This is a genomic window from Streptomyces sp. NPDC043680, from assembly GCF_056436685.1.
Window position 1 is genome coordinate 81,954 of record NZ_JBWKCE010000017.1, and the last position, 16,500, is coordinate 98,453.

Annotated in this window: 17 protein-coding genes and 3 pseudogenes; 9 read left to right on the forward strand and 11 right to left on the reverse strand. The window is 69.2% G+C overall.

Annotation, left to right across the window (positions count from 1 at the left end; all coding sequences use genetic code 11):
• The first annotated feature begins 356 nt into the window (after nucleotides 1-356).
• From AC0666_RS27080 to AC0666_RS27090, 3 genes and pseudogenes are all read left to right on the forward strand, one after another.
• Nucleotides 357-692, forward strand: a complete 336-nt coding sequence (locus AC0666_RS27080; protein WP_468964264.1) for a hypothetical protein — start codon at nucleotides 357-359, stop codon at nucleotides 690-692.
• A gap of 58 nt (nucleotides 693-750) precedes the next feature.
• Nucleotides 751-1,005, forward strand: a pseudogene (locus AC0666_RS27085) (hypothetical protein); the annotation flags it as partial.
• 87 nt (nucleotides 1,006-1,092) lie between these two features.
• Nucleotides 1,093-1,488, forward strand: coding sequence for a hypothetical protein (locus AC0666_RS27090; RefSeq protein WP_468964341.1), 396 nt, complete (start codon nucleotides 1,093-1,095; stop codon nucleotides 1,486-1,488).
• Here AC0666_RS27090 and AC0666_RS27095 read toward each other — a convergent pair.
• Both AC0666_RS27095 and AC0666_RS27100 read right to left on the reverse strand, forming a co-directional pair.
• Complete coding sequence (locus AC0666_RS27095) at nucleotides 1,418-2,029, reverse strand: hypothetical protein (RefSeq protein WP_468964266.1); 612 nt, start codon at nucleotides 2,027-2,029, stop codon at nucleotides 1,418-1,420. The genes AC0666_RS27090 and AC0666_RS27095 overlap by 71 nt on opposite strands.
• Before the next feature lie 287 nt (nucleotides 2,030-2,316).
• Nucleotides 2,317-2,784, reverse strand: coding sequence for a hypothetical protein (locus AC0666_RS27100; protein ID WP_468964267.1), 468 nt, complete (start codon nucleotides 2,782-2,784; stop codon nucleotides 2,317-2,319).
• 393 nt (nucleotides 2,785-3,177) lie between these two features.
• On the opposite strand from AC0666_RS27100, the gene AC0666_RS27105 reads away from it, so the two are divergent.
• The 3 genes from AC0666_RS27105 (at nucleotide 3,178) to AC0666_RS27115 (ending at nucleotide 5,862) form a co-directional block, all read left to right on the forward strand.
• Nucleotides 3,178-3,411 carry a hypothetical protein gene (locus AC0666_RS27105; protein ID WP_478708452.1) on the forward strand — a complete coding sequence of 78 codons (234 nt, stop codon included), beginning with the start codon at nucleotides 3,178-3,180 and terminating at the stop codon, nucleotides 3,409-3,411.
• Between the two features lie 157 nt (nucleotides 3,412-3,568).
• The gene (locus AC0666_RS27110; RefSeq protein ID WP_478708453.1) at nucleotides 3,569-5,323 is read left to right on the forward strand and encodes an immunity 49 family protein; all 1,755 of its coding nucleotides are present in this window, start codon (nucleotides 3,569-3,571) and stop codon (nucleotides 5,321-5,323) included.
• A 278-nt stretch (nucleotides 5,324-5,601) separates the two neighbouring features.
• Nucleotides 5,602-5,862 carry a hypothetical protein gene (locus AC0666_RS27115; protein WP_468964273.1) on the forward strand — a complete coding sequence of 87 codons (261 nt, stop codon included), beginning with the start codon at nucleotides 5,602-5,604 and terminating at the stop codon, nucleotides 5,860-5,862.
• A 274-nt stretch (nucleotides 5,863-6,136) separates the two neighbouring features.
• On the opposite strand, the gene AC0666_RS27120 is transcribed toward AC0666_RS27115, so the two are convergent.
• Entirely contained in the window at nucleotides 6,137-6,784 is a 648-nt protein-coding gene (locus tag AC0666_RS27120; protein ID WP_468964343.1) for a hypothetical protein, read from the reverse strand.
• Between the two features lie 871 nt (nucleotides 6,785-7,655).
• Entirely contained in the window at nucleotides 7,656-7,865 is a 210-nt protein-coding gene (locus AC0666_RS27125) for a hypothetical protein (protein WP_478708454.1), read from the reverse strand.
• Nucleotides 7,866-7,886: 21 nt separating this feature from the next.
• Here AC0666_RS27125 and AC0666_RS27130 point away from each other — a divergent pair, with 21 nt between their 5' ends.
• Nucleotides 7,887-8,135 (forward strand): hypothetical protein, encoded by a 249-nt coding sequence (locus AC0666_RS27130; RefSeq protein ID WP_478708455.1) that lies wholly within the window; start codon nucleotides 7,887-7,889, stop codon nucleotides 8,133-8,135.
• 327 nt (nucleotides 8,136-8,462) lie between these two features.
• Here the strand turns inward: AC0666_RS27130 and AC0666_RS27135 are convergent, their stop codons facing one another.
• Together AC0666_RS27135 and AC0666_RS27140 are read right to left on the reverse strand one after the other, a co-directional pair.
• Nucleotides 8,463-9,125: a response regulator gene (locus AC0666_RS27135; RefSeq protein WP_478708456.1), complete on the reverse strand. Its 663-nt coding sequence runs from the start codon at nucleotides 9,123-9,125 to the stop codon at nucleotides 8,463-8,465.
• Entirely contained in the window at nucleotides 9,100-10,272 is a 1,173-nt protein-coding gene (locus AC0666_RS27140) for a sensor histidine kinase (RefSeq protein ID WP_478708457.1), read from the reverse strand. The genes AC0666_RS27135 and AC0666_RS27140 overlap by 26 nt, the downstream gene beginning before the upstream one ends.
• Before the next feature lie 175 nt (nucleotides 10,273-10,447).
• Here AC0666_RS27140 and AC0666_RS27145 point away from each other — a divergent pair, with 175 nt between their 5' ends.
• Nucleotides 10,448-12,718 carry an MMPL family transporter gene (locus AC0666_RS27145; RefSeq protein ID WP_478708458.1) on the forward strand — a complete coding sequence of 757 codons (2,271 nt, stop codon included), beginning with the start codon at nucleotides 10,448-10,450 and terminating at the stop codon, nucleotides 12,716-12,718.
• A 105-nt stretch (nucleotides 12,719-12,823) separates the two neighbouring features.
• On the opposite strand, the pseudogene AC0666_RS27150 reads toward AC0666_RS27145, so the two are convergent.
• Nucleotides 12,824-13,065: pseudogene (locus tag AC0666_RS27150) on the reverse strand (transposase); the annotation flags it as partial.
• Between AC0666_RS27150 and AC0666_RS27155 the strand changes: the two are divergent.
• Nucleotides 13,039-13,549, forward strand: a pseudogene (locus tag AC0666_RS27155) (transposase); the annotation flags it as partial. The pseudogenes AC0666_RS27150 and AC0666_RS27155 overlap by 27 nt on opposite strands.
• A 334-nt stretch (nucleotides 13,550-13,883) precedes the next feature.
• Here the strand turns inward: AC0666_RS27155 and AC0666_RS27160 are convergent.
• From AC0666_RS27160 to AC0666_RS27175, 4 genes are all read right to left on the reverse strand, one after another.
• The gene (locus AC0666_RS27160; protein WP_468974125.1) at nucleotides 13,884-14,216 is read right to left on the reverse strand and encodes a hypothetical protein; all 333 of its coding nucleotides are present in this window, start codon (nucleotides 14,214-14,216) and stop codon (nucleotides 13,884-13,886) included.
• A gap of 217 nt (nucleotides 14,217-14,433) precedes the next feature.
• Nucleotides 14,434-14,934: a DinB family protein gene (locus tag AC0666_RS27165; protein WP_468974123.1), complete on the reverse strand. Its 501-nt coding sequence runs from the start codon at nucleotides 14,932-14,934 to the stop codon at nucleotides 14,434-14,436.
• 111 nt (nucleotides 14,935-15,045) lie between these two features.
• Nucleotides 15,046-15,186, reverse strand: a complete 141-nt coding sequence (locus AC0666_RS27170) for a hypothetical protein (RefSeq protein ID WP_468974121.1) — start codon at nucleotides 15,184-15,186, stop codon at nucleotides 15,046-15,048.
• Nucleotides 15,187-15,416: 230 nt separating this feature from the next.
• Nucleotides 15,417-15,944 carry a DinB family protein gene (locus tag AC0666_RS27175; protein WP_468974119.1) on the reverse strand — a complete coding sequence of 176 codons (528 nt, stop codon included), beginning with the start codon at nucleotides 15,942-15,944 and terminating at the stop codon, nucleotides 15,417-15,419.
• Between the last annotated feature and the right edge of the window lie 556 nt (nucleotides 15,945-16,500).

A 16,500-nucleotide genomic window follows, 5' to 3' on the forward strand; every position in this document is an offset into this window, starting at 1 on the left:
TGCGCGCTGCGCGATGAGAAGGCCCCCGTCTGCGCCCGCTGGCCACTGGGGCCGGTACGCAAGTCCTGCTACCGGACAGCCCGCTCCTACCCGGGACAATGCCAAGCCTGCGACCAGCAGCGCGTCCTCATCGGACGCGAAGACGACCACCGCATCTGCGGACCCTCCTCGACGGGGGTCAACATTCATCCGTCGCCAACGGTCCACTTTTCACCCGTCACCGACAGCCCGGGACACTACGGCGACCACAGCCTGAACGGCACCCTGATGCTGGCGTGCTGCCCGGCAACCCGGAAGATTCCGGCTGAGAGGGACCTATTGCACGGCGCTGGAGTCCAACAGCGGAGGAGGTGAAGATGGCGCTGAACAAGAAGGGTTCCCGGCGCATGACCGTTGACGGGATTGAGTACCGCTGGCGGATCCGCAGGAAGCCCTCCTACATGCAGGGACTCTGCTGGACACCGATGACCTATGCGGTCGAAGCGGCCAGCGGCAGCCAGTCGGGCACGACCTTGATCGTCACCAGCGGCCAGGCCCATCCCAGCAACTGGGCGGGCGTCGAGACGGAGCCGATTCGTCCAGCTCACGTTGCTGCCAGCATTCGAGAGGCACGGGATCAAGGCTGGGATCCAACCCGGGTCGGTTCTCCTTTCCAGCTCGACCGATCCGCAGGATTTATCGCCCAGTCATGAGATCAAGCGGAGTAGGGCGGCGCATCTGGCCCGGCATCATGTCCTGGTGACCGCATGGATGCGCTGCTACTGGGACGAGGAAGACGTCTGGTTCTACTTCGAAGTCGACGCGGATGGCTGGGTAACCAGGCAAGTCGAACTCCAAGGGCCTGCGCTGACACCGATCGCAGCCGCCTCCCTCGCCGAATGGCAGCAGGCCCATGAAGCGGGCCGCCTCGATGAGTACGACAGCAGGTTCGGGATCACGGCTGAGCTGCCCGTCTCGGAATGGGAAGGCCACGACCCCGAACAACCCACCTCCGAGGAGTTCGAGAACACTGACACGACCGTCGCAGCCACGATGGGCGCGGTCACGGCCAGCTATGCGCCTGGGCGGTTGTCGGCCGCCGCGCATCTCGGCATGTCCCCGACCCTTCTCCGCACTGTCCGAGCCGTTGACACCGCTCAGCTCCTAGACCTGGCTCAAGAGGCCGCCATGCACAGCTTCAGCCAGCGGCTCCCGGTCGACTGGCTCCGAGAGCACCTCGCCGCGGAGGCGACGCACTACCTGTTCCCGACGCTTGTACAGCGGCTCACACACCGTCCCGAGATGCCGCTGCAGTGGAGGTGCCAGCAACTGCTGCCCGTCAGCACCGGCGAACAGATCTGGGGTCTGCTCGACGTTCTTCCCTACACCTTCGACAAGATCCCGGAGACCCTGGACACGGCCTCCAAGAAGGACATCGTCAGCCGCATCGAGCGAGCAGTGAAGGTGCGTGAGTGGATGGAACGAATGGGTGTCGAAGCAGGTTCTTGACGTCCCTGGGCAGTGGTGCAGCCTGCTGGACAGTCTGAGGAAATGGCGGCGCGCTTCTCTCCCCAGCCGGTCCCCCCACAGAGGTCGGCGGGCCGGTGGTGGGGCGGAACTGGGGCGTGGTCAACGCAGATACGACGAGTTCGGCGGGCTTGCCGGATTCGGCCGCCAGGGGCGGGGCGGTCTTCACGGTGGCGCCGTGGCTGATGGTGGTCCAGGTCTGGCCCTGGGGGGCGTAGACCTGGGCGCGGTAGTCGGTCGTGGGGGCGTCGTGGCCCAGCGGGCGGCGGTCCGCGTCGGGTATGCGGGCCACGAGCCGCTCCTGCTTGACGCGGCTGCTGTGTTCTTCGCCGGACTCGGCGCTCACCTCGAAGATGCGGAAGAACTTCGGCGAAGCCTCCTCGATCTTGGTGATCTGATGCACGCCGCCGTGGTTGTACATGAGCTGGTCGCCGACCTTCAGTTCCTGTGCGGCGACGGCGGGTACGCGCCCGATGCCCTGAAGGTGGATCGTTGCGGCGGCTACGTCGATGCTCTTGGGCATAGCGACGTTCTCCTCAGGGTGATGTGAGCGTGGAAGAAGGAGCCGGGGCGCGGCCAGCGGGGGGCCGGTGCCGTACGTTTCGGCGGTTGTGTGGATGGTGTTGGGGCCAGTGATCCGAACCATGGAGCGGCAGTCGACAAGACCCGCAACCGGAGCCGCGGGCAGAGGTCGGGCCCGGGGCGCAGCCGCTATCCGGTGCCCCGGACCGTCCGGTAGCGGTCCGGGGGCACCAAGAATGAGGGGTGGACGGGCTGCTGCCGGATCACGGCCTACCCGGGAGCGGTAGTTCAGCGGGCCGCCGGTGAGGCGCGGGGGATGTAGGTGCGGCCGCGGTTGTAGTGCGGGACCGGGTCGGTGGCGGGGAGCAGGACGCGTTCGTGGTGGTCGAGTGCGCGGCCGTCCGCGTCGTAGTAGGTCGGCTGAGGTTTCTCGTGTTCCACCTGCCACTGGGCGAGGTCGGAGGGGCTCAGTCCCTCGGGGACGGGTTCGTCGTAGAGGCTTTCGGTGATGTCGGCCTGCTTGAGCTGGTGGTCGGTCAGTTCGCCGACCATGTGCTCGGTGTCGGCTCGCACGTCGAAGACCTCGGGCTGTTCGATGTGCGCGAACGCGTCGGTCAGTTCGTGGAGGCAGGTGGTCATGCGCTGCTGCCAGTCGATGGGCATGGACTGCATCAGGGTGCGGTGGATGACGAGGTGGTTGCAGTAGCTCAGGCCGAAGTGGTCGTGGACGGGCCCGTCGGTCGGGTGTGTGGTCATCTGGTGCTCCGGGTGGGTGGGTGGGTGGGTGCGAGCGGGCTGCTCGCGGGGTGGATGTGGTGTGTGGTCCGTACGCGCCCGGCTAAGTCCGGTGGCAGCGGCCGGCCGCGAGGCTGGGCGTTGGGCCGGGGTGCCGGGCCGCCCTCGGGGTAGGGGCGGCCCGGCGGCCGGGGGCTCGACCGCACTCGGGGCGGGGGTGTTGGAGCGTTCTTCCGGCATCACCGAGATTGCCCCGGGGCGGGCCAAGCTCCGCACGTCCTGTCGTGTCGGCACCGCGGCGTCGGGCCTGGCAGTCGGACGGCTACCGCTTCGTACGCTGCGACCAGACGATCTACGCGGTCGCCGTCGACGGCGGACCGGTCGCACGCCCCATCCGCTCCAAGGGCGGGGGGAGTGGGCACCGGCTCCCTGCGGCAGTGCCTCATCCGCGAGTTCGTGCTCTCGACCGGCCGCACCCCCAGCCAGGCGGCTCTCGCCGACGCACTCGCCTCCGCGGAGGCCCTGGCGATGGACACCGCCTCCCAGGAAGTCGAACCCGTCCGCCTTCTGCTCGTACAGCACCGGCCTCGCCCCGGGCGGCGGCAGGGCCGTCACGGAGCGGGCCAGCATCGGCTCGACGGGCGGTGAGAGGTGCACTCTCCACTCCTACGCCCTTCGTGCCCCGCTCGCCGCACGCGGCGCTGGGCTCCCGGGGCGACGCGGCACGGGGGGCCGTGGTCATGTCGCCGGCTTGTCAGAGTCCGCGCCTAGGCCTGTCACAGCGATTCGATCAAGGAGTTGGGCAGTGCGAATAGAGCGTCACCAGGTGGGCGGGGCGGCCCTGTCGGCAGCGCGCGAGGACTTCACGAACCGCATCGGGCGTCAGGTGCACTCCATGTCCAAGGCCGGCCGGATGGCCACCTACGAATGGCAGTCGATCGCGGACGAGTTCCTCGACTACCTCGGCGCCCTCTCCGTCGAGACACCCGACCTCGACACCCCGGAGGCGAAGGCCGCCCTCAAGGACGCCTCCGAAGCCGCGGCTGGCGCCGTCGCCTACGCCGCGTACCACCCGCACTGCACCTTCAACGTCTTCCTGGAGTACGTGAACTTCGGCATGAGCTACGACCCCGGTGACGACGCCCCCGAGGAGAGCGTCACACCGGGGGAGTGGATCGACGCGCTGTGCCTGTCGGTGCTCCGGGACAAGGCGAAGTGGCACGGGGAGGAATTCACCTTCGCCCGCCGGAAGTTCGCCGAGCAGGCGAAGGGAACGCCCGTCGCCGAGCTCGCCACGGGGCTGACGGCCGTGGTCCTGGACGATGCCGGTGACGGAGAGTACCCGCCGAGCGCCCAGGCCAAGCTGGCTGCCGTCGACGCTGCGCTGGAGCGGATCCGGACCCGTGCCGGAGAGACCGGCGAGCCTCTCCTGGACCGGCCGGACAGCGCGGCGCTGCAGGCCCTGCGCACGCTGGCCGCCGAGGACCGGGAGGCCTTCGATGCGGCACTGGCCGGCCTCCTGACCAGGCACGCCGCCCTGCACGGCTCGACGACCTCCCCGAGCAGCCTGCTCCCGCTCGTGCCCCTCGCCCTGGCCGCGATCGCGTACCGCACGCTGGGCTGGGCGCCGGCCGTCAGCAGCGACTACCTCCCGCACGCGCTGGTCACCGGCTTCGAGACGCAGGGACCTCGAGTCGCGGGGTTCGGCCGGAACCGACGGCCGGACGCTGTCGCCGCGCTCGCCGCAGGCCCGCTGGTCGTGGAACGGCCGGCCTGCGAGCGGGATGGGATCCAGCGGATCGAGGCCACGTACGAGGAATACCTCCACGAAGCGTTCACTCCCGTCGACGGCACGCCCCTTGCTGTCTGGCATCTGGCCAGCGTGCTGGAGGACCAGAAGCGCCTGTTCCAGTGGCGGACAGGGAACCCCGGCAACCTCGCGGACGCCCAGCTCACCACTCTCCGGCTGGCCTCTCAGATGGGGGCGGCCCTGTTCCGCATCGCGCTGGCGGAGCCGGACACCGAGGTCGAGGTGTCCATCAGCGGACGTTCCCTGCGCTACTCCGCCAAACGGGGCAGGGAAGCCGGTGCCGGGTACTGGCAGATGGCCGTCGCCTTCGCCCTGATCACCGGCGTGCGCGAGGACCTCGCCCCCTTGGTCCTCACCGGCCCCACCTTCGCCGGCCCGGACGGCTCCGCATTTACCGCGTACCGCGAAGCCCTCCACGCCTACCTGAGGGGCGCCGAGCCCGAAGCGGCCGCGCAGCGGGCGCTGCAACAGGCCGAGAAGGCCAAGGACTGGGGCTTCGCAATGCCGCCGGCCGTACTGCTGTCGCAGCTCGTGGAGGGCGACGAGGAGAGCTTCAACCTCGCCCTGGCCGACGCGCTCGAAGCCCACCGCGCCTACTACCAGGTCGCCGACCGCGCCGACGGCCCCGAAGTCTCGGTCAACCTCGACGTCCTCGCCTTGGCCTGTCACGCGCGCCGCCGGGGCTGGGCCATCCGCGTGGCGTCCCCCTACCTGCCGCAGTACCTCCTGCGGGCCGCCGAACCTTTCTAGGAGCTCCACGAACGCTCCTTCGGCCCGGTACTTCGAAGCCGCCGGAACGTCCGTACCCGTGCTGATCGCGACTGTGTCGTGGAAGGCCGAGGCGCAACCTTCCGCGTGGACCCCTGAGTCAGGGGATGCGCCTCGGGACGGCCTCGCGGCCCGAGGCGAAGCACTTTCACCTACACGGCGTTCGGCCGCTGTGGCTCTTCGGCCCTCCCTGGAGCCGGATTCTCCCGCGTGCGCGGGTACGAACCACGCCCCGTACCGCCGCGAAGGGAACCACCACCATGGCCGACGTTCAGCACCGCGCCCACCTGACCTGGGTCGAAGGCCCGCAGATGCATCTCACCATCCAGGCCGACGAACGCGTCGGCGAGGACGACCCGGCTCCGACCTCCGAGGGGTACTGGGAAGTCGACGTCGCCGCGGACCTCGAGCTGGAGGAAACCCTCGACGTCCCGTCGGGAGGCGACCGCGACGAGGCGAAGGCCGCAGCCACCGCAGCACCTCGCCGGCGGCTGGTACCCGCACGGCGACTGGGTCGATGAGCGGTACGAGACGACGGCCATCGTCAAGCAGACCCCGGCCGACTACGACACCGAGGACCCGATGGCCAGCGTCCCCCACCCGCAGGCCGAACTCGAGGCGAAGCTCGCCGAGGTGTCCCCCAGCCCGAGGGTGCCGGCCCTCTGCCGTCACGGAGGGAACGGCCGTACACGAGCCCGATGCGGACCGGCGAAGAGCGCGCCAGACTCCTTGGCCCCTACGGCGAAGTAGAGCGCTCAGCGGGTGGGCGGGACCGAGGAGCTTGGCCTTCGGGAGTCAGTTGCCGCCCAGGCCCCATGCATCGAGTCCGCCGTAGATATGGGCCCTTAGGCAGCGGGGGGCGTCAAAGCCGGAGGCTTCGCCGCGGTAGACGGCAACGAGCGAGTCCTTGCCTCGCCACCAGGTGTCAGCGAGTCCCTGGACTTCAGGTACCGGCTCGAATCCGTCGAGGTCCAGCTCTTCGACGGCGCCGCCCTTGATCTTCGTGATGCTCTTGGCCCAGTAGCCCGCGTGGTCGGCCAGCGCCAGGGCTTCCACCCATCCCTCTGTGCTGGCGTGCAGCGGTGTCCAGCGGTCAGCGTCGATCCCGAACTCGCCTCCTGGCCCGATCATGAAGCCGTGGGCCATGGAGACGCGACCGCTGCCGGCCGGGAACCGCCATCCGTCCGCAGCCGAGCCTTCAGGCACATCGGCTTCCAGAATGCGCGGGCCGCCCTCGTATGCGGGGGCTGGGGGCAGAGCGAAGCCGCCCCACCGCTCCTGAAAGGCCACGGCGCGGTCGATCTCCGGAGCGGGTATCCCGTGTTCAAGCCATACCTCCCGACAGAGCATGAGGTCGCGGCGGGGAACACGCAGCCCGTGCCCGTCAACGAAGTACCGAGCTCGTCGGCTCAAGCCTTCAGGCGCCTGAGGGGTCAGCGGCACTCGGGGGTCCGCCGTCACAGCTTCTTCCTCTCGCGGGAGGAGACCGGCAGCGCGGCGGCGATCTCCCCTCCAGGGCTATGCGCACCAACGCAGGAGCAGGTGAATCCGAATGCACTGGCCATGACGCGGAGCCTAGTGATCGCCTTAGCCACCCACGTTCGGGGCCCCTCTTGCAGCGCCGACGGCCCAGTACCTCTACGGCCTCAGGCAGGACAACTGGAACGCTCAGGGTCCAAGTACCGCGCTCAGTCACACGTTGTGACTGAGCACCGTAGTTGGCCCGGATGGACAACTTCGATGCACAGGTTGAGGCAGTGGCTTCAAGGGCGGTCGCAGGCCGTCACCGGTTGCCAGGACGGACGTGCGTGAAGGCCACTGCCCTGGTAGCGGGGTGGCGATCCGACACCGTGCCGCGCACCCGGTCCCCGACCGCCCGGGACGAGGGCCCGCTGTCCGATGGGCGGGGACGCGCGCCGTGGTGACCACCGCCATGGGTTGATCGTTAGGCAGCCCATGAGGAATCCGAAGCGTGTACTCGTCGTCCTTGCCCTTGCCGGGGCTGGATTTGCCGTGTCCCCAGCCGCTCACGCGGACGGCCTTCTGGGCGGCCTCCAAGGCACGCCGGGCCGCAGCACTCTGGGCTCCACCGTGGACGACCTGCTCGGCACAAACAACGTGCCCGGAACGGCCGCGCCTGGGTCCCTTGGAAGCGATGTGGACTGCCTCCTCGGGAACTGCAACACAGGCAGGGGTCGAAACAACGGCGGCCTTCTAGGAGGGCTGCTCGGCGGCGGCAACGGTGGAGGACTGCCCGGGGGCCTGCTCTAGCCAATGCAGTTGCCTTAACCACTGAGCCGCTGAGCCGCAGGAACTACGCCGTCTTGTCCTGGGCTGACTCTCGGTGCCAGTGGAGTTCCGTCACCGCCTCCGAGGCCTCCCGGCGGACCTCGGAGTAGGGGTGGTGGAGGAACCGCTCGACGATCGGCAGCGCTACCTGGTCGTGAGTGCAGCCGAGGACGGCCAGGACGTAGGCGAGGAGCAAGGGTTCGAAGCCGTCTGCCCCGGCTGCGAGCGGCTCCACCACTCGGTAGGGAAGTTCGTAGTGCGTGGAGGGGCGTTCCTGTACTGGCTGGCGCGGCCGGGCCGGCACCCCGAGGAGTGGACCGTGCTCTACAACGAAGGGCGCGGCCCACTGTGGGAGCACCACGACATGGGGTGCTCGGCCTTCCTGCAGGCGGTGCTCACGGGAACGGCGGACACGGAGTACTTCGGCTACCTCCACGAAGGGCTGAAGCCGACAGAGCACCGCTTCGAGACGGCCGACCAAACCCTCGGAACGTCCCGGCGCTGACGCCGCTCTCGACGACCTGGATCGTCACCGCCGCACCCACTGAGCGCCGTACCTGGCCAGACGGTCCAAGTGGCGCACCGGGGCGCGTATCGAGTCGTGATCATCGGGTGATCCTGAGGAGGTCTTTGATCCAGATCATCGAGGCGTGCAGGTGGAGACTGGCGAGGTAACTGTCGGGAGTCTTGTCGTATCGGGTGTCTCACCGTCCCAGTTCCGGCCTCCTGGTACGTCACGCTCCGGGGCGGGTGAGGCACGTGGAGCCGACGTGAGCCGACCGGTGCACTGATGTCCGGGCGGGGACTCATGGGACATGGCCCGGCACCCGGCTCAGGTTCCGGGGAGGATGCGGCGCGTTTCGTAGGCCCACATCGCGATCTCGACCCGGTTGCGGGCGCCGAGTTTGGCCATCAGGCTGGCCAGATGCGTCTTCACCGTGCTGAGGCTGATGTGTAGTGCATCGGCGATCTCGGTGTTGGTCAGCCCGCGAGCGACGGCGAGGAGCACCTGCTCCTCGCGGGCGGTGACGGGGGAGACCGGCTGGGCCAGGGGCCGACCGGCGGGCAGGTCCGCGAATGCCTGGAGCAGACGGACGGTGACGCTGGGCGCGATGAGCGCCTCACCGTCGGACGCCGACCGTACGGCCTGCGCCAGAAGGTCCGGTCCCGTGTCCTTGAGGAGGAATCCGCGGGCGCCGGCACGCAGTGAGCCGTAGACGTACTCGTCGAGGTCGAACGTGGTGATGACGACCACGGCCAGCGGGTCGGCGACGCCCGGGCCGGCGATCAGCCGGGTGGCCTCAAGCCCGTCGAGTACGGGCATGCGGATGTCGAACAGGCAGACGTCGGGGCGTAGTTCGCGGGCCAGACGTACCGCTTCCCGTCCGTCGGCGGCCTCGCCGACCACCTCGATGCCGGGCTGGGCGTTCAGCATGATCCGCAACCCGGTGCGGATGATCGTCTGGTCGTCAGCGACGAGGACGCGAATGGACACCGCTCTCGCTCCTCGCTCTCGGCAGTTCGGCCTCGACATGCCAGCCTCGGTCGGTACCCGGGCCGGCTCGTAGTGTGCCGCCGAGCAGGGTCGCGCGCTCGCGCAGTCCGGTAAGTCCGTATCCGTCGCGACCCCGGCCGGTGCGTCGGCCGTTGTCGCGCACGCTCACCCGTACCGTGTGCCGTTCCGCGGCGACCCGAACGACGAGCTCGGTCGCGTCGACCGCATGGCGCAGCGCGTTGGTCACCGACTCCTGCACGATCCGGTAGACGGCCGCGTCCACGGCCGGGGGCAGCGCGTCCAGTTCGCCGTCGAGCCCCAGGTCGACCCTGAGGCGACCACCCGGGGTGCGCACCAGGCGCTCCAGATCCGCGACTCCGGCAGGGGGCGCCAGCTCGGCGCCGACCCCGCGGTCGCGCAGCGCGGCGACCATGGCGCGCATTTCCTCCAGCGTGCGCGCCCCTTCCTCCTCGACCCCCTCCAGCGCCTCGACGGCGGCGGACGGGTCGGTGCCCGCGAGCACCCGGCCCGCCTGGGCGATGATCACCATGGCCGACACGTGGTGGGCCACCGTGTCGTGCAGCTCCCGGGCGAGCTGCTCGCGCTCGCGGGAGCGCACCTGCTCCAACTGCCGCTCGCGAGCGGTCACCCGGAACCGCACGGCAGCCCCGACCACGCCGGGCAGCAGCAGGAAGACGAAGCCCACGACATTTTCGACGACCGGGGTCTCGTCCGTGACGGAACACAGCGCGCCGGCCGCGAGGATCACCGCGCCGCCCAGTACGATCTCGCGTCCCGATCCCCACCGGGGCAGCGCGTACACCAGCACGAGCACGACCGCGCCGGTGTACAGGCCGACGGGCTCGCGCGGTGCGGCGACGAGCGAGGCCACCTGAAGCAGGATCACCGAGCCGAACGCCAGCGTCACCATCGCCAGCGGGCGGGTCCGGCGCCACAGGGGCAGCAGGCACAGCCATACGGCGAACACCGCCGCCACCGGCCGCCACACGACGTTCTCGCGCAGGGTGGCCTCCAGCGCCACACCGGCAAGGCCCGCGGCGAGCAGCCCCCAGTCCCGCCGCACCCGGGCGGGCGCGTCGGGCGGCCGGGGTTCGGTCCACAGGGTTCGCAGGTCGTCTCGTAGCACGGTTCTCAGCCTAGGGACCGCGGCGTGCCGCGCATCGGCCGAAAGGACGGGTCGTCACTCCGCCCCGGGACCGACGGATCCGCGGCCCGCGGGCCGATGCCGCGGAGCGCCGTGGCGACGAGCCTCGGCATCGGCGGCCGTACAAGGACGGCCGACGAGGTGGTTGGAGGACCCGATGCTCTCGAAAGCCCTGTTGCGCCTGGGCGCAAGCGCCGCCCGCCATCCCTGGCGGGTGATCGCGGCATGGCTGGTCGCCGCCACGCTCGCCGTCCTCGCCGCCGTCGCCTTCGGCGGGCGGAACGCGGATTCGATGACCGCTCCGGGACTGGACTCCCAGCGGGCCGCGGAACTGATCGAGCGGGCCGGCACCGGTCAGGAGGGGATGACCGCCCAAGTGGTCGTCACCCCCCTCGACGGCGCTACGACGTTCTTCGACCACGACAGCGCGCGCACCGCTCTCACGCGGCTGCAGACCGAGGTGAAGCGGCTGCCGCACGTGCTCGGCACGAGCGACCCGGCGGGGGCACTCGACGCAGGCGGGGACACCGCCGTGCGCGGCGGCCTCGTCTCGGCCGACGGGCGGATCGCGGTTGTCCGGGTGCAGTACCCCGACCAGAGCCGACTGTCGGCCGAAGACCTCGACGCCCTCGTCGATCTCGGCGACCGGCTGCGCGCCGAACTGCCCCTGCGCGTCGAGATGGGCGGGAACCTCTTCTACGCCTTCTCCGACCCCGACGGCGGAGCGAGCGAGCTGATCGGCCTCCTCGCCGCGGCCGCGATCCTGTTCCTGGCGTTCGGTTCGCTCGTCGCCGCCGCGCTGCCGATCGGCATGGCGGTCTTCGGACTGACCATCGGAGTCGCCACGATGACGGTACTGGCGGGGGTGACAGAGGTCCCCACCTTCGCACCGGTCCTGGGCAGCATGGTCGGGCTCGGAGTGGGCATCGACTACGCGCTGTTCGTACTCGCCAGGCACCGGGAGTACCTCGCGCGCGGGCTCGATCCGCACGAGGCGGCCGGACGAGCGGTGGCAACGGCGGGGCGGCCGGTGGTCTTCGCCGGCGGCACCGTCGTCGTGTCGATCCTCGGCCTGGCGGTCGCGAACGTGCCGTTCATGACGGTGGGCGGGCTTGCCGTCTCGATCGTCGTCCTGACGATGGTGCTCGCGTCGGTGACGCTGCTGCCGGCCTTCCTCGGCACGGCGGGCCAGCGCCTGGCCCGGGCCGGCCGGATCGGCCGGGCTCTGCAGACCAGGAAGCTGGGCCGACTCGTACGGCGGCGGGACCCGGCGGCAGGCGCCGCCCACGCCGCCGGGTGGCGTCGCTGGATCGGGCACGTCAGCCAGCACCCGGTGCCGTACGCGGTCGGCGCGGCGGGGCTGCTGCTGACCGCGACGCTGCCCGTGCTCGGCCTGCGCGTCGGCCTGCCCGACGACGGCTCACTGCCCCACAGCCGTACCGAGCGCCGGGCCTACGACCTCGTCGCCGAGGGGTTCGGCCCGGGCACCAACGGTCCCCTCGTCATCGCCGCGGACACCACCGGCGATCCGGGAGTGCTGGACCGACTCGTCGCAACGATCGCGGCGGATCCGGGCATCGCATCCGTCGCCCCGACGCACATCGATCGGGCCACCGGCATCGCGACCCTCGTGGTGTTCCCGACCACCAGCCCTCAGGACAAGGCCACGGCCGACACCATCGCCCGGCTGCGCACCGACGTGCTGCCCACGGCGATCGGGCACGGCCCGGCCAGGGCCCACGTCGGCGGCGCCGCCGCGAGCCTGTCCGATGTGGGCCAACGCACCAGCCAACGCCTGCCGGTGTTCGTCGCCGCCGTGCTGGCGATGTCGTTCCTGCTGCTGATGCTGGTCTTTCGCTCGATACTCGTACCGCTCAAGGCGGTACTGCTGAATCTGCTGAGCATCGGCGCGGCCTACGGCATCATGGTCGCGGTCTTCCAGTGGGGCTGGGGAGGCGCACTCATCGGGCTGGAAGCGACGGTTCCGATCGTGTCGTTCATCCCGACGTTCCTCTTCGCCATCCTGTTCGGCCTGTCGATGGACTACGAGGTGTTCCTCCTCTCCCGCGTACGCGAGGAGTACCTGCGCACCGGCGACAACGGCACGGCGATCGTTGAGGGCGTCTCGCGCACCGCCCGGATCATCACCTCGGCCGCCCTCATCATGGTGGCGGTCTTCCTGTCCTTCGCCGTCGCCGAGGACCCCTCCACCAAAATGTTCGGGCTCGGCCTGGCCACCGCGATCTTCATCGACGCCACGGTCGTACGCATGGTGCTGGTACCGGCGACCATGACACTCCTCGGCCGGACCAACTGGTGGCTGCCGAAGTGGCTGGACTGGATGCTCCCCCGCGGCCCGGTCGGCACCGACGACACCGACGCGGAATCCGCGGGTGAGGCCGCGCGTCCACGGCTGGTTGACCGTTGACTCAACTCCTGCCCGCCCTTGGCGTCCGGCACCTCAGCACGTCACCTAAAGGGTGTTGCAGAAGGTCTGTCTCGGCCTGGCCAAAGTGGCGTCTGACCTGCTGATTCACCCCGCGAGGGCGAGATTGTGCATGGTGGCGACGGCCTGGACGGCGTGATGGAGGCCGTCGCCCTTCTGTCGGCAGTCGCGGAGGATCTTCCAGTTCTTCATGCGGGCGAAGGTGTGCTCGACGCCGGCACGGACCCGTCGGTGTTCGGCGTTGTCCTCCTGCCCACCCAGGAGGAACGGCCGGCCCTTTTGCGGTGCGGGACGATCAGCCCGGTGCCCAAGTAGGCGCCGCCGCCCACACGCTCAAACTGCTGGCCCGGCGGATCCAGCACCTCACCGAGGAGATCGAAGATCTCACCACGCGGATCAGAGACGTCATCACGCAGCACAATCCGCATCTCCTGGCCTGCTACGGCGTCGGCCCTGACACCGCCGCGACCCTTCTGATCGCGGCGGGCGACAACCCCGAACGCCTCCGCAGCGAGGCCTCGTTCGCAGCCCTCTGCGGCGTCAGCCCAGTCGAAGTCTCCTCCGGGAAAAGCCTCCTCCGGGAAAACCCAGCGACGGCGCCTCAACCGGGGCGGAAACCGGCAGGCCAACTCCGCCCTCTACACCATCGTGCTGGCCCGTCTCCGCTGGGACACCCGCACCCGCGGCTACATCGACAGGCGCGTCTCCGAGGGCAAGACCCGCCGCGAAGCACTCCGCTGCCTCAAACGCTACGTCGCACGCGAGATCCACCGGCTCATCACCCGCACCACCACCCACGTCCTGGCGGCTTGACATCCATAGGGGCATCAAGCTGGCGGCTCGCCACGAGGCGACCGTCCTCGTCGCTGCCGTCAACGAATGGCTCGGAACAGCACGTTCGCAATGGACCCTAGTGCTGTGGCCGGGAAGATTTGCCGGGTCGCGTTGTCCGGTGCGGTGCATCGCAAGGCGGAGGCCCGCGGCTCGTACTGGACGTACTTGCGCGGTCCGACAACGCAGCGAGGTGCCGTGCCGGGCGGCGCGACCCGGTGGACCTTTCCGGTCACAGCACTAGCAATGAGAGGTGAGGATGGCTGAGCGGCAACAACCTCGCCCTACTGCCGGAAACCAAACACCGTGCACGACATTACTCACCGACCTCAGTGTGTGCCGGTCCTGAGTCGTAACGGTCGAGAAACTCGTTCGCCGGGAGGTCGAGCGCATGCAGTTTGGAGAACACCTCCGTACCCGCGCCCACCTCCTCGTCGCCGTCGGAGATCCTGTACGCCTGCACCATGTGTAGGACTTCGAGGTCGCTCTCCCTTGCGTACTCGGCCGACTCCCGCTCAGCCACTTCGATGGCTTCGTCGAGGGACCGTGCTCGGAACAGCACGACGCGCTCCTCATAGGGGCGGTTCTCCCAGGTCAGCCATCGATAGAAGGTTCTGGCGCTGTACCACGCCTTCGGCTCTTGCTTCATCGCCGGTCTGCCATATCCCCTCGCGCCACATACATGATCACCGTAAGGAAAGATCCACTTTCCCAACAGACCCTAGTTGGCCAGACTGGCCAACCAGAGCGCTCAGGCACAGCTGGGGAGAGACCGAAGGCGAGGCGTGAGGTCCTCTCCCTTTACGGCCGCCACAGACGCGGCGGGGTCGGGTCAGGAGGCCGACTACGATCAGGCGCCACCGGAATCACACTTCGAGCTGGCGACGGATGTCGAGCAGGTGGTGGCGCAGCTCGTGCAGAGTGTGCACGGCGAGCCAGCGCAGGCTGCGCTCCTTCCGCTCGGGATAGGGGTAAATCAGTGCGCGCTCCCAATCGGCGGACGACAGCCGGTCGAGAACGTTGGCGAACAGCAGTGCCGCGTCCTGGAGTTGGCGGCCGACATCGGCAGGCTGTTGATGGGCGTATCCGTCGTACTCGACCCGCTCGTCGCGTCCCATAGACCCGGCCACAGGCGTATTGCAACGTCGGGCAGCCAGTACTCGTTCCCGCTGCACGAGCAGCACGTCGCGCATGTGGCAGGCGTACTCAAGAGGTGCCCACACGTCCGAGGCCGAGCGCCGCCGCAGCACCCGCGGTTCAGCTCGCAACAGTTCCACGTACGCATCCGCGGTGGTCCTGACGAGCGTCGCTACCGAAGGAACCAGGGCGAGGTCGTATTCGAAATTGCATTCCCTGCAAACCGTCACGCACCCACATTACAAGCGCGCGCTCCTGCTGGCACGGTTCAATCCCCACCCGCGTGGGATGGGCGTCGGGTGTTGAGGGCTTCGAGCAGCTGGGCACACCGAGCATGGCCGTCAGCTGGCGGGTGGGTAGGCGGGCAGGTTGAGGCGGGGGCCGACGGTGCCGGATCCGAACTTGCGGTTCAGCCCATCGACGGCCTTCTCCGCGCGCAGTCGGCGTTCGCATCCGGGGCCGAGGCTGAGTCGTTCGGCCACGGTGGAGGCGTCGATCAGTTGCTCGCAGCGCAGGCGACGCCGCGAAGCCGGGCTCGTTGCAGACCCAGCGTCCGAAACAGCTCATAGGCCGGGTGCCCGGAGAGGGCGATCAGCCGGCGCCGCAGCGCGGTCGTGCCGGTCGGGGTCGGGTTCTGGGTACGTGACCGACCCGGCCGCCGCCCGCGACGGCCTCGACCTCGTCGCCTGTAGGACCGGGCTGAGCAGGTAGCTCAGTCACCCGTTGTCCCGTCGGTCCGCTCCCGCAGGAAGTCGGCGTGGCCGTTGTGGCGGGCGTACTCCTGGATCATCAACATGTAGACCCAGCGCAGACTGAGGGGAACCCCGCGAGAGGTCATGAAGGTTTCGTCGAGGTCGTGCCCGGCTACCGCCGCGTCGCAAGCTTCGACCTCGGTCTGGAACACCCCGAAATCTTTCTCCGCATCGGCTACGTGAACGCCGTCGAGTCCCTCATTGCCGTCCGAGGGGCTCGTGAAGACATCGCCGACAGCCTCACCTGCGAAGCTTCGCCTGAACCACCATCGCTCCACCTCCGCCATGTGCCGGACCAAGCCAAGGAGGGTGAGGTTCGACGGTTCTACAGTCGCCCGTGCCAATTCGGCCGGCTCAAGCCCGGCGCACTTGGACAGCAACGTTTCCCGATGCCAGTTCAGCCAACCTTCCAACATTTGACGCTCAGTTACGGTACCCAGGACACTTAGCTGCTTAGTGCGCTCGACCGGTGGTGCTGTCCATGCCATGGATCCCACCCTGCACCGTCATCTGGGAGCGTTCAAGCAGGCGAGTGGCGGCGCGCCTGGCCTTCCTTTGTTCCATCGCCGCCGTCACCGCGGCCGTCGCCAAGGCATCTGCTCCCGCTCCCGCCCGGCTGCGCCTGCCGCTCCGGCGTCCGCTCCTGCCGCGGGGCCGGTCGACACCCGAGCACCAGCTCCCGCTCCGGGTGCCGCTCCCGCCACCGCCCCGCGGCTGCGCCTGCCGCACCGCTGGTGCGGGAAGCAGCCACCCGTGGGCGCCCCAATCGTCCAGTCATCAGATAGCGGTGCGAGCATTGAGCGGACCCGGACAGTGAGATTCTCGCTTCCCCTGCCGCGTCCTCATCACCTGGTTCTGATCAAGCGCAGGCGGCGCATGACCGCACTGAAGGCTGTCGAGGTCCGGGTCGTCCTGCGATGACGAGAGCGGGACCTCCCTTCCGAGGCGTTCCTCTCTGGCACGTCTTCTACGTCAGTTCCTTAGTTCCTTGCGCAGCCTGGCCGGGTCCGCCGTCATTGCCGTCATAGGTGTGCGGGCTGATCA